The sequence below is a fragment of the Sphingobium chungangianum genome (genome assembly GCF_977014255.1).
This window is the reverse complement of record NZ_CDRNIV010000006.1, coordinates 169,671-182,280: the sequence shown is the minus strand read 5'-3', so window position 1 is coordinate 182,280 and position 12,610 is coordinate 169,671. Positions and strand designations below refer to the sequence as shown.

Annotated in this window: 12 protein-coding genes; 6 read left to right on the top strand and 6 right to left on the bottom strand. The window is 60.5% G+C overall.

Annotated elements, in window-relative coordinates:
* Nucleotides 1–360 (top strand): hypothetical protein, encoded by a 360-nt coding sequence (locus tag ACWNC0_RS07760; protein WP_449470753.1) that lies wholly within the window; start codon nt 1–3, stop codon nt 358–360.
* A gap of 40 nt (nt 361–400) precedes the next feature.
* Nucleotides 401–721: a hypothetical protein gene (locus ACWNC0_RS07755; protein ID WP_449470751.1), complete on the top strand. Its 321-nt coding sequence runs from the start codon at nt 401–403 to the stop codon at nt 719–721.
* 320 nt (nt 722–1,041) lie between these two features.
* Here the strand turns inward: ACWNC0_RS07755 and ACWNC0_RS07750 are convergent, their stop codons facing one another.
* From ACWNC0_RS07750 to ACWNC0_RS07735, 4 genes are all read right to left on the bottom strand, one after another.
* Entirely contained in the window at nt 1,042–1,821 is a 780-nt protein-coding gene (locus ACWNC0_RS07750) for a transglutaminase-like domain-containing protein (protein WP_449470750.1), read from the bottom strand.
* A 222-nt stretch (nt 1,822–2,043) separates the two neighbouring features.
* Entirely contained in the window at nt 2,044–2,895 is an 852-nt protein-coding gene (locus ACWNC0_RS07745) for a sigma-70 family RNA polymerase sigma factor (protein WP_449474568.1), read from the bottom strand.
* Complete coding sequence (locus ACWNC0_RS07740; RefSeq protein WP_449470749.1) at nt 2,895–3,350, bottom strand: carboxymuconolactone decarboxylase family protein; 456 nt, start codon at nt 3,348–3,350, stop codon at nt 2,895–2,897. The genes ACWNC0_RS07745 and ACWNC0_RS07740 overlap by 1 nt, the downstream gene beginning before the upstream one ends.
* A 394-nt stretch (nt 3,351–3,744) precedes the next feature.
* Nucleotides 3,745–6,231, bottom strand: a complete 2,487-nt coding sequence (locus ACWNC0_RS07735) for an autotransporter domain-containing protein (RefSeq protein WP_449470747.1) — start codon at nt 6,229–6,231, stop codon at nt 3,745–3,747.
* Nucleotides 6,232–6,562: 331 nt separating this feature from the next.
* On the opposite strand from ACWNC0_RS07735, the gene ACWNC0_RS07730 reads away from it, so the two are divergent.
* Together ACWNC0_RS07730 and ACWNC0_RS07725 are read left to right on the top strand one after the other, a co-directional pair.
* Nucleotides 6,563–6,952, top strand: a complete 390-nt coding sequence (locus ACWNC0_RS07730; RefSeq protein WP_449470746.1) for a hypothetical protein — start codon at nt 6,563–6,565, stop codon at nt 6,950–6,952.
* A gap of 161 nt (nt 6,953–7,113) precedes the next feature.
* Entirely contained in the window at nt 7,114–8,127 is a 1,014-nt protein-coding gene (locus tag ACWNC0_RS07725; protein WP_449470744.1) for an IS110 family transposase, read from the top strand.
* A gap of 305 nt (nt 8,128–8,432) precedes the next feature.
* On the opposite strand, the gene ACWNC0_RS07720 is transcribed toward ACWNC0_RS07725, so the two are convergent.
* Nucleotides 8,433–8,642, bottom strand: a complete 210-nt coding sequence (locus ACWNC0_RS07720; protein WP_449470743.1) for a hypothetical protein — start codon at nt 8,640–8,642, stop codon at nt 8,433–8,435.
* A gap of 497 nt (nt 8,643–9,139) precedes the next feature.
* Here ACWNC0_RS07720 and ACWNC0_RS07715 point away from each other — a divergent pair, with 497 nt between their 5' ends.
* Both ACWNC0_RS07715 and ACWNC0_RS07710 read left to right on the top strand, forming a co-directional pair.
* A complete protein-coding gene (locus tag ACWNC0_RS07715; protein ID WP_449470741.1) occupies nt 9,140–10,588 on the top strand; it encodes a virulence factor family protein in 1,449 nt (482 codons plus the stop codon).
* 14 nt (nt 10,589–10,602) lie between these two features.
* A complete protein-coding gene (locus ACWNC0_RS07710) occupies nt 10,603–12,024 on the top strand; it encodes a hypothetical protein (RefSeq protein WP_449470740.1) in 1,422 nt (473 codons plus the stop codon).
* Nucleotides 12,025–12,043: 19 nt separating this feature from the next.
* Here ACWNC0_RS07710 and ACWNC0_RS07705 read toward each other — a convergent pair whose 3' ends face one another.
* Entirely contained in the window at nt 12,044–12,610 is a 567-nt protein-coding gene (locus tag ACWNC0_RS07705) for a DUF4337 domain-containing protein (RefSeq protein ID WP_449470738.1), read from the bottom strand.

The following is a 12,610-nucleotide window of genomic DNA, read 5'->3' as shown; positions in this document are numbered from 1 at the left end:
ATGACGGATTCATTGAAACCATGGGACGGAGAACAGGTCCGCATGTGGCTGGAACGCCGGATTGAGGCGTCAAGGCTGGATCAGGCGGCGGCGGACCGGCGCGGTTATGAGGCGCGCGACGACTATGACAAGGCCGCTGCCGAGGAGTGGGTTTGTCGCGCGCTGAGGCATGGCGATTGCCCCCAAAAGCAGGCCGCGTTCGCCAATCGCCTTAAGGAACTGATCGGCCAGGACGAATATCCGGCGACGAGCATCCATGACGATATACGGTTCGAGCGGCATGTTCGCAGTCACCTCAGGAAGCTGGCCAGGATGACCAAGGCGAATGAGGGGTTCGGGAAGACGCTGCACTATCAGTGAAGGGGGTGAAGTACCGACATCTGCATGCTAGGGGCGAACCATGTCCAATATCCGCAGCCATGGCGGCACAGTCGAAATCGACGGATTCAAATATGACTGGGAACTGCTGAGCGAGCCCCAGCTATCCTCTGGTGATGGCTGGAAGGGCATGACTGTCTCGTTGCGTCAGCAAGACATGCCGCGCGAGGCCATACTGGAATTTCCTACGCCCAAGCGCCTGATGAAAGGATTGCCGAAAGGGCGTTCCCACATCAACGACACGATTGCCGCACGGGGCGTGCGGGCGGCGTTATTGGCAGGATGGGATCCTGCGTCACGAGGTAAAACGATGATTTTCACAGTCGATGCCAACGGCGACTAGGGGCGATAGTCAAAGCCATATGAACGGCCGCGATCCCTACATCTCCGCTCCGAACGCGTCAGTCCGAAATCGGCCAGTCTTGGGCATGCAGAATGAAGAAGCAGACCGACCGCAGTTGAGAACGGAAAATTAGCGGCTGAACAACCGGGATGGGTCGGAAGCCCCTGCGAGCTCATGGGGTAGACCGTCGCTCCCATTTGATGCGCCAGACGTCCGCGTCGTCGTGCGGCCGGCTTGAAGCGCGAATAGATGGAAGAACGCGTATCAATTCCGGTGGGGGTCTGGACAAACCATCCTCGCAGAATTGACCCGGACGGTCTTTAGGTCACCGGGGTTACCTGAAGCGATTGGCTTTGCATCTCGACACTGCCGTAGCTGGTAAGGAATGACACGTCGGCGGCATCGCGGCCGACGCCGATCTTCGCCATCGTGTCGGGCGTAGACATGCCCGTCGGATCTATCATGTACCAGGTGTTGTCGAGGAAGACTTCGGCCACAGCGTGGAAGTCTTGCGGTTCCACGCCGATGCCGTAAACGCTGCAGAAGCGCGCAGGGATGGCGCTCGCCCTTGTCATGCTGATCATCAGGTGCGCGAAGTCGCGGCAGACACCATCACGCGAATGGTAGGTGTCCATGGCACCGGTTGCTGCGGTCGAGCTGCCCGCCTCGTAAATCAGATTCGCCGCGATCCAATCACGGATCGCAGCCACGCGCTGCCCGCCGATGGTGTCACCGAACAGGTCAGAAACGATGGGCTGAAACTCGTCCGAGGCGCAGTAGCGAGAGGGCAGGATGTACTCGATTACCTCACCCGGCAAACGGTGCGGGGGCACCGCGTCGAACTGGGCGATGTCGGCCGTCAGCCGGTTGATCTCGACCATGGCGTCGTATCGCACAGTCAGCTGACCCTGGGTGCGCAGCCAGATTCGGTCGCCGATGGTGTCGTGCCCCGCGATACGTGCAAAGTGTTCCGTTGGCGGCAGCTGGATGTACGCGTCGAGCACCCGCTGTTCAGGGATGATCGCCGCCTCCAGCTGCAGCAGCAGATCGGCCTTTTCAGGCACGTAGTAGTTGAGCTCGGTCGAGATCGCGATCTTCATGGGAAGTCTTTGCTTTACGAGTGCTTCACCGCACAAAGCCCGAGGCGCTCCTCAGCTCCTTCGGCGACGAATTAATTCTGGTAAAAGGGGCTTGCTGGCACCGCAGCGCAGGGCAAATCTCGTGTGATCTATCTGCTGAATAACGACCTTTCCGTGGATTGATTCCATCGCGCCAACATCTGTAGTCGATCGCCGTTCGATACATGATATATGTTGCAGCAATTAGTGGATCAGTTTTTCCACGTGCCGGAGCTTGTCGGGGTTCCGCATGACATAGATTGCTTTCACTTGGTCGTTTTCGATGAGCAGAGCTGTCGTCTGCAATATGCCATCTGCCTCTCGCGTGACAAAGCCGGGCAGACCATTCACGAAGGCCTGCTTGACCAACTCAGGATGACCGCGCCGCAGGCGAAAAATCGCGGATAGTCCGCGCAAAACCTCAACGGCGCCATCGAGAATACGGCCTGCCGCTGGACGTCTGCCGCCGCCGTCGGAATGGAAGCGCACATCGTCGGCGAGCAGTGAGCCGAGCTTTGCGGCGTCACCCGCCCGGGATGCTTCGTAAAAGGCTGCAACGATCGCCAGTCCATGATCGCGTTCGACAGGAAATCGCGTTCGTTCGCTGCGTACATGCTCCCGCGCACGGGCTGCAAGCTGGCGGCAGGCGGCAGCGTCTCGGCCGACGGACCGGGCTATATCATCGAAGCTCTCACCGAACAGGTCGTGAAGCAGGAATGCCGCTCGTTCGAGTGGGGAAAGGCGCTCAAGGGCAAGCATGAGGGGGAGGGTGACATCCTCCAGCGGTTCCGCCTCCACGATCGGGTCGGGGAGCCAGGGCCCGATATAGTCTTCCCGCCGCACCCGCGCGGACTTGAGGTGATCGAGGCAGAGGCGTGTCACCATGCGGCGGAGAAAAGCGGCGGGGACGCGCACAGCTTGCCTGTCGGTTCTGGCCCAGCGGATGAAGGCTTCCTGCAGCATGTCCTCCGCATCGGCCATCGAGCCGAGCATGCGATAGGCGACGCGCAGCAAGGTGGCTCGCTGCGTGTCGAAGCTGGTAACGCCATCGTCGATCAAGACGGCCAGCCGAGCGCGGGATCGTAGAGACAGAAGCCGACAGCCAGACGGTTCCAGCCATTTATGACATTTATCGCCAGCGTCAGTTGCACTTGCTCCTCCGCACTGAACTCCGACGCCAGCTCAGCATAAACATGGTCAGGTGCCCGCTTCGTGGCAACTTCCGTTAGACAGTCGGTCCAGCCGAGAGCTGCCCGTTCGCGGGCGCTGTAGCATGGCGCCTCCGCCCACGCACCGAGCAAATAGATGCGCTGCTCCGTCTCGCCCGCTTTGCGTGCATCGGACGTGTGCATGTTGAGGCAGTTGGCGCAGCCGTTGATCTGGGAGGCACGGATCTTGACCAGTTCCAGCAGGCTTTTTTCGAGACCGGATTTCTCCACCTGCATCGACAGATCGTACCAGGCTTTGAAAAGAGGCCCGCCAGCGGCGTAGACATCAGCGCGGTCATTCATGTGTCGGATCCTTTCATCGCTGTTGGATACCGTCATGACGAGGCAGAGGATGGCCGTGTGACATGCTCCGCATTTTTTTATCGGCTGTTCATTGCCATCTTCCCTGTGAGCGTTGTTCTGGCCACGTCGAGTGTCTGCTTAAGAGAATGCAAAGTTGATGGCTAAGTGACCGAAACGGGTGGATGCCTCGTGGGGCAAAACACATAGGGCAGCTTTCAGCTGCCCAGTCTGCCCAGTCTGCCCAGTCTGCCCAGGAGCCACTCCTTAGAGGCCCATGGTCTGGCCAGCGTCGCGTCCCCGACCGGCCCCTTAGAATGAAAATCCGGCCAAAGGCGTCTTCCGATCCTGTTTGCTATCAGGTGCCGCAGCCTGATCGACCGCGGCACCCGTGCATTCAGAAGCGGATGCGCAAGCCCGCCCGTCCGCCAGCGCCTTCAAGGCTGTTGGAGCCACCGCCGTTGCTGAAAGTGCGCACATAATTGGCCTCCAAGAAGCCGGAAATGCCGCTCGTCTGGCCAATGGTGACGCCCAGAACCGCTTCACCATAATCCCTCATGCGGTCATTGGTGAAGGCGACCGTCTGCACGCCGTTGCTAAAGCTTACCTCGTCCCGTCCCTTGAACTCGTGGACATAGTTGGCTCCTATATAGGGTGCCAGCACGGCGGTGTCCCCAATGTGCACCTGTCCGCCGACACGCCCACCGATGCGGCCCCGCAGGCCATCGTCCTCGTTAAAGTCCGCAGTGGTGCCAAGGACCGAGAAGTTGTCGATGTCCGAGCGCGTGTAGGACAGGCTTGCGGCGGGCTCGATGAAGAAGGCGTCGCTGCCGAACCGCAGACCGACCTCGCCACGTACACCATAGACGGAGCCATTGAATTTCTGTTTGAAGCCGCCGGTCGGGCTGTTGGCGTTGGCCCAATAATGATCATATTTGCCGAGGACGTTTGCAAATATGTTGCCCGAGGTGAAGCTGCCATAGACACCGGCATTCACCGCGTTGAAGGTGATCCTGTCCGGCGAAGCAGCGAAGTTTTGCGAGGAGTTTATATAGCCGCCGGTCACACCGAAGGCGAAGCCACCCTTTTCACCAACGCCACCACCGAAGTCGAAGCCGGCCTGTCCCCCGTAATAATCCTGCTTATAGCCTGTGTTGATGACACGGCTCTGCCCAAAGCTGGACACCGTCCGCCTTCCACCGCGATCCTCAACCGATCCGTGCATCTGTAGCCAGAACTTGCCGGAGTTCGCAGCATCGCCATGGGCCCAGAGTGAGTCGCGGCGCGACCGCAGTTGCGCGGTGACCACGTCTGCGGACTTCATCCACAGGCTGCGGGCGCCATCCACATAATTGAGCGTGCGGAACGCCGCGTCGCTTGGTCCGCCCGTGACGCTGTAGGACAGGGTAGCCGGGTCATAAGCGACTTCATATCGAACGAGGCCTGCATTCTGGAAGCCCCCGTTGAACTGAAAAGCCGACGCCGCGGACGGTGCACCCGCCTGAACGATGACGGCCCCCGAGGTGAAGATGGGTGCGGTAAGGGACGGCGTATCAAGCAGCACGGTCGTTGTCCCCGTGGCAGCGCCACCCAGGATCAGACGATCGCTGCCGCCAGCCCGCACATCGACGCCCAACTGGCTTGCGCCCGTGCCCGAGAAGGTGCCCGGAAGCGTGAGGCTATCGCCCACTACACCGTTGCGCAGATCGATCAGGCCGGCGTTCGAAAAGCTCTCCAGACCCGTGAATGTCGATGCACCCGCCACCGTTGCGCCCGCGCCAAGGCTGACCACGCCAGTGTTGACGAAGGCGTCGGTTCCCGCTCCGAAATCGGGGTTGGGGCCAACGACGAATGTGCCGCTGTTGTTCACCGTATCGTTGCCGACAGTCAGGACAATGTCGCTGGACAAGGAACCGCTGTTGTTGATCGTTGCCGGACCGCCAAGCGCCTGGACCGCCAAACCATTGGGATTGGAACCGATCGTGCCGGAGTTGGACAGGGTGCTGCCATTGACCGACGTTAGCGTGATGAGGTTGCCGTCAGCCGCTGATAAGCGACCATCCTGCCCCACAGTGACCAGCGCGAGATTTCCGCCCGTGACCGCCAACGCATCTGCGCCGAGGCCTGAAACCGAAACCAGCCCATTCACCGTAGCACTGGCATTGTTGCTGGCCGTCACCGCGATCGCGCGCGACGTGTCGCCGCTGGCCGCGACATTATTCACGACTGCGCTGGCATTACCCGCCGTCGCCGTGACGGAGATGGCATCGGCGACTCCACCCAAGGAAGCACGACCCGCCGTCGTCACCGTGCCGGTGGAAATTACCGCTGCGTTGGCGCCCTGCGCGAAAATGGCGCTGCGGCTAGTCGCCGTGTCCGCAGGCAGCGCAGCGACGGTGCTGACATTGTTTGCGGTTACGAATGCATCGCCCGTTGCCGACACTGCCGAAATGCCTGCTCCACCGCGACCGGTGGAGGTGACGTTGCCGGTCGCTATCACGCTGGCAGTCCCGGTGTCTGATAGGGCGGAGACCGCCGTCGATCCCGCACCGGTCGTGGAGACCGATGCAAGTCCCACGTCTGCCGAACCGCCCAGGCTGGAAACCGTCACGCCATTGGAAAGCGCGCCGCTGGTCGCGATTGACGCGCCGCTGCCGTCGACTGCCAGATCACCCGCGCCGACCATCTGAACACCGGGGGTTGCAGGCGTAGCCGTCTGAATGGAAACGTCGGCCGGGAGAACAACCGTCAGGCCGGCCGTGGGAAGGTAGGTGATGCCGGCCGGATAGGGATTGCCGGATGCAGGACAGGAAACCAGACCGCCGGCCCCAGGCAGCGCGCCGCATTCATTCTGAGCCAGCGCGGTATTAGGCAAGGCCAACATCAAAATTCCGAGCGAACCTGCAAGGCCAGTCGCACCCAAAAGTGCGCGCGAAGACGTAGCATTCCGACGAGCGGAATGCCCAAATTTTTTCAAATCCATATATTGATCCCTTTTTCCTCCCTGGCAGGGAGCTATATCGGGAAACGATGATGATAAATGAAAGTTCCCCCGTTTCTTCAATAACATTTTATTATAGATTAACATTCCATTGCCAAGTTATTACAATTTTAATAGTGTACTTCCCCATAACCCGTCTTCAAAATTCCCATTGATATTGATATTGATATTGATATAGATTAAGAAATAGTCAGGTCGGGTATCTGAATTCGAAGTGGCCGACGATGCCTGGGGTGCAGCGGGTAGGTGCGGCGTTGCAACATGCAAGGTAACGTCAGCCACCCGCCGCATTCGTTCGCGGCGGTGTATCTCTGCGGTCGAAAGCATCGTGCCGACGAACGCACGCATTATCTCATGTTTCGTCGTTGGTTCGAACTACGGAGGCACGATGCCGCTCCACATCGATCGCTTCGTGGAAATCATATTCCGCACCAGCATTGATGACCTCGACACGCAGAAGGTGATCGACAGCGACGACGAGTTCGAAAAACTGTGTCGCGTTATTTCGCTCACCGAACAGCGCGGCTTCCGCCAGGTGGAAATCCTGCTCAATCATCCCCTGGTGCGCGACGACAAGGCGCTGATGAAGATCTTTGCCATCTGAGCCAAATCACTGGGCGCCCTATAACGATTGGCTCGCACGCCACAGGCGCCGCAATCGGAACCGATGGGAAAGGGTGATTGAACTGATGCGGTGGATGCCTCCCTTCGCCCGGCATCGTATGATGCTGACGAGCGCCATGGTGGCGCGCGAAGGAGGAGCATATGTCGGACGCACACATGCTGGCGATCGATCTGGCAAAGCGGAGCTTCCAGGTCTGCGCGACCGATCAAGCAGGGTCGGTTCTATATAATCGGACGGTCTCTCGGTCCAAACTGGAGGCTTTGCTCAAGGGTCAGCCTCGCTGCATCGTCGCGATGGAAGCTTGCGCGACGAGCCACTTCTGGGGCCGGTTTGCGGGCGCAGAAGGTCATGAGGTTCGGTTGATCCCACCGATCTATGTAAAACCGTTCGTGAAGAGGCAGAAAAACGACGCGGCAGATGCGGCGGCCATTGCCGAAGCAGCTGTGCGCCCGAACCTGCATTTCGTGGCGGTAAAGAGTGCGGAACATCAAGCGCGGGCGGTTGCCTACCGAACCCACCAATGTTTTGTCAGCCAGCGTACGCAGACCATCAATGCCCTGCGAGGGCACCTGGCCGAATTCGGTCTGGTATTCCCCCAAGGCGTTCCTCACCTGAAAGATATCCGCGCGACGGTGGACAACGATAACATCGACGTGCCTGCCAGTATCCGGGATATCGCACGCCTTTACCTGGAGCACATCGACGCCCTCTCTGCCAAAATCGACGAACTTTCGTTCAGATTACGAGAGGCTATAACGGTCAGCGCCGAGCTTCGCCGCCTCTGCACGGTACCGGGTGTCGGACCAGTGACCGCCGGCGCGATCATGGCCTTCGCGCCAGACCTGCGCACATTCGGCAGCGGCAGAAACTTTGCGGCATGGCTCGGCCTGGTACCGAAGCAGCGATCGACGGGTGGGAAGGCGCGGCTCGGGTCCATGAGCAAAATGGGACAAAGCGACATTCGCAAGCTTCTCGTTGTCGGTGCGATGAGCAGGATTCGATGGATTGTTCGCAAAGGCGTTCTCCCCGACAACTGGCTGGGACGGCTGATGGCCCGCAGACCGCGGATGGTGGTTGCCGTCGCGCTGGCGAACAAAATGGCGCGGACAATCTGGGCGATGATGACACGCGAGGAAGACTACCGTTTGGCGTGAATGGCGTAACTGCCATAGCGCTCGGGGCCTTGGTCCCGGCAAGGAGATCGACTGATATTATGTGGCAAGGACTTCAATGTTCACGGTGCGGCTAACCAGTCCCGGGGCGAGAGCGAACCAAGCTCGCTGAACCGATGTGGCCCGGATCGTTCGAACTGCATAACGGCCCGTGGCGTCAGCAAGCCACACCAGAGGCCTGACACACGACCGATGAAGCGCTCTGCCGAGCAAAGTCAGAAAATCACCTTGCAATCTGGGAGGCATCCACACACGCCCCGGGTTTGCCGGAGGCTATTTGGTTTAAGTTACGCAGCCATGAATACGTCGTCCAGCACGGCATAATATTGCTCTTCGGCTTCGGCAGGTGGGATATCCCCCTTGCGCATGACAGGCGGAGCCTTCCGCTCCGGCTCCTCAACGGCGTCTTCGGTTACCTCCTTCGGATTCGCCTCGTTCAGCAGCGCTTCAACCTTCGCGATTTCAAAGCCGATGGCATCAAAGTCGAAGTCTGGCACCAGCGCTGACAGATCGCCCAGCTCCAGGCCAGCAGCTCGCGGTCCCAGCCAGCGAGCTCCGCCAGCCTGTTGACGGCAATGACATAGGCCTTGCGGTCGGCCTCGCTCATTCCTTCCAGAAGCAGAACCGGAATTTGGGGCGACATCAGGGAAAAGCAGGGAAGAGACGCGTTCGCTCCAGACTGCCCACTGCACCAACAGTCTTCACAGCAGGCAGAATTCACCCCCTTGGGGGCGCCCCGCATGATGCCGTGCTGCTCTGCGCCGTTTGCGGATGGATGCCCCCCCTCCCCGCGAGGCTTGAGGTAGGATTGAACAGCAGATCCGCGCCCTTCTTTCCGGCCGATTCCCCGCGCTGAGATTCCTTGGGTCACAGCCTGGGCTTCAAGCGGGCTTTGGCAGTGGGCGTAGCAAGGGCTATGGATGGGACAGTCGCCACATTGCTCAGGCTGCGGCGAAGCGCTACCGATGGTGGCGGGCGGCTGGATGGCGATAAGATGGAGACGCGGTCAGAAAAAATTAGCCGATCGGGCGCTGGCCGACTTTTGTTGTTTCTGGTCGCGTTACTGCTGATCCTGACGGATTTCGGACGAGCGGCGGCCGTGGTCCATCGGTCTTCACTAACGACGTCGGTTCGATCGGACTGGGATCATTTCTCGTCCCTGTTGGGAAGGGTGGCAGTGTTCCGGAGCAAGACCTCGCCGCGAGGGCTGGTCATCCTGCTATCTGATGCGCGGGGTTGGACGAAGGATGACCGCGCGCTCGCCGATCGGCTGACGGCCGAGGGCGCGCTGGTCACCGGCATTTCGACCCCGGTCTTCCTGCACGCGCTCGGTTCGCAGAAGACATGCATCAATCCGAACTATGCCATCGTTCCGCTGGCGCGCGAAATTCAGCACCGGCTCGGCGTGCCCATGTATATGAAACCAGTTCTGGTGGGGCGAGGGCTGGGAGCCACGTTCGCCTATGCCACGCTCGTCACGGGACCGGATGGAGCCTATCGCGCGGTGATCACGACTGGGTTTCGTCCATTTCTGCCGGGCCGGGCCCATTGGTGCAAATCGGCCATGCTCTCGCTAACGGCCCGCACATATTCTCACGCTGGCCGGACGATCGCCCCCGTGGCCCGTCTGGCTTCCCCCTGGATCAGTTTGAATAGGAATGGCGCAGATGCGCAGGCCGTTGACTTCGCACAATATCGTGGCGCCACGGTGGTCGGGCTTGATCCGCATTTCAGTCTCGACGCGCAGCTCGCGGCGCAAGTGAAGCCATTCCTTGCAGCCCGGTATGCCGCGCCCGGATATTCGCAAAATCTTGTGCCGATGCCTGCGAACCTCCCGATCACCATCGTTGACGATCCCGCCGCGCGGCGCACCGACAGGATGGCGGTGATCTATTCCGGGGACGGCGGATGGGTCGGCCTGGACAAGGGCGTCGCTGCGGAACTCGCAAAGGCAGGGGTACGGGTCGTGGGAGTGGATAGCCTGTCCTATTTCTGGAGCGAACGTACCCCGGCCGGTGCCGCCGCCGATCTCGCCTCCATCATCCGGAGCTATTCGCAACATTGGGGTCGCCCCAAGGTCTTGCTGGTCGGCTACAGCTTTGGTGCGGATGTATTGCCCTATATTGCGGGGCATCTGGCCCGGCCCGTGCGATCGCAAGTGAAGGGGATGGCGTTGCTCGGCCTCAGCGGAACGGCGGATTTCCAGTTCCATCTGAGCAACTGGCTGAACATGGGTTCGACAGGCGCCTACCCGACCATTCCCGCCATAGCGCGGCTGCGCGGCGTGCCTATGCTGTGCATCCGGGGCAATCTGGAAACCGACAGCGCCTGTCCTGACATCCCACGGGGCATAGCAACGGTCGTCACGGTGCCGGGCGGGCATCATTTCGAACGCAACGCGCCATTTCTGGTGGCGCAGATCCTCCGGCACATGCCCAGATGATGGAAGCACAGGACATGCCCACCACCGCAGGGTCGCAGCAGGTGACTTCGGCCTCATCCCATTGGCCGATCCTCGCCGCCTGCGCCCTACTGCTTGCGTCCCTGCTACTTTTCTGGCCGGGCATCGCGGAATATGACTCGATCGTTCAATATCGGCAGGTTTTGAGCCAGAGTTATGACGACTGGCATCCTCCCATCATGGCCCGTCTCTGGGCCGTGCTGTCCTTCGCCCGACCAAGCACCGCGCCTATGTTCATAATTCAGATGGCCGGTTACTGGATCGGGATCGGGCTGCTCGGCCGGGCACTTGGTCAGCGAAGGACGGTCGTCCTGCTCGTCCTGGGCGCGACACCACTTCTGCTGGGCTGGCTCGCCATCGTGGTCAAGGACAGTCAGCTCGTGGGCGCGCTAACCCTTGCGCTTGGCCTGATTGCCACGTTCCGCCTGCACGACCGGCCCATCCCGTCATTTGCCTTCGTCATCGTCATCCTGTGCCTGATCTATGCCACGCTGGTTCGCGCGAACGGGGCATTCTCGACCGTCCCGCTGGCGTTTCTGCTGGTGCCGCGTCCCCGGAACGAATTTTTCCGCCTCGCCGCGATGATCGCCGCCATTCCCGTGGTCCTGCTCCTTTCCCAACCGATCAACCACAGCCTGCTGGGTGCGCGGGACAGTGGGGTGCGCAGCAGCCAGCCCATATATGATCTTGCAGCTATTGCCGTTCGGACGGGCGACCCGGCGACAGGCATCTCTGCTCAAGCAATCCGGACGCTCGCGGCGCATCATTGCGTCAAGCCGCTGTTCTGGGATCCGCTGGGTGAAAACGCCTTTTGCGCGTCCGCAATCCGGCCATGGGACAAGATGCCCCTCGGTCAGCTTTATGGGCAGTTTGCCAAGGCTGTCATTGCGCATCCCTACGCCTATATCGCGCACCGGCTTGGCCATCTGAATTCGACAGAGCGCTGGCTGGTGCCCCTGCATTGGCCGCTGGCCGCACCGCCCGCCCGATCAGAGCCCAATGACCTGGGTTTTCCCAATCCCTCGTCCATGGCGATGCGGTGGCAGGGGGTGGCTGGATTGCTGACCGAAGCGCCTGTCGCGTGGCCGATCTTCTGGATCGTCGCGGCGTTGTGGGGGTTGTGGAACTGCTGGTGCCGGCCCGAGGGAGCGCAGCGCGAACTCGCAACGGCCCTGTTCGTTTCGACGCTCTTTCAGGAAGCGAGCTTCATGCTGCTCAGCATATCATCCGACCTTCGCTATCATCTCTGGGCGATGCTGGCGACGGCGCTAGGCTGGATCATCCTGTGGCGACGCGACGAAGCCGTTCGCGGGAAAAGGTCGGCCGCGCTGGTGATTGTGCTGGTTATTCTGTCGGGCACTGTCGCCCGCTTCACCTTGCCGGCCCCACCCGCGCGCTATGCCAGCCTGATGAACTGAGAGCCGGATCGGCGCGGGGTCAGCCAAGGAAATGGCTGAGGATGTCCGGGTGAAACGCCCAACCGGCAAAGCCGCATAGGCCCAGGAACATGCCGAACGCACCGAACATCCAGCCGACGCCGAGCAGACAGGCGCTTTCCACCAGCGCGGCGACGGCGGCGAGTGATATGGCGGTGGAAATCATTGCCTCGCTCGCGTCGAATTGGTCGTCATGGACGTTGAGGGCATCATAGAGGGCGGAATCGGCTCTTGCTTGCCGAGCCAGAGCAGGCACTTCCCGGATATATTTCGCGATGCTGGCATCAAGCGCATCGACGGTGCGTTTCGACAGCGCCTGCCGATGAGGCGTGTCGGCCAGAAGGACAATCTGACTGCGGCTGGTCTGGCTGATATGCAATTTGGTCTTGGCCGCCTGATATTCATTCCAGCTGTCTACGGCGTTGGACTGCGCCTGCTGCATAGCCTGGACTATGTTGCCATCCTTGATGTTGCATAGGCCCGTGAAGATGGAGAGGATGACGACCGTAATCGCGACCATGCGATTAAGCCGCTTGTCCTTCGCCTCTGCATTCAGTTCGACTTCCAT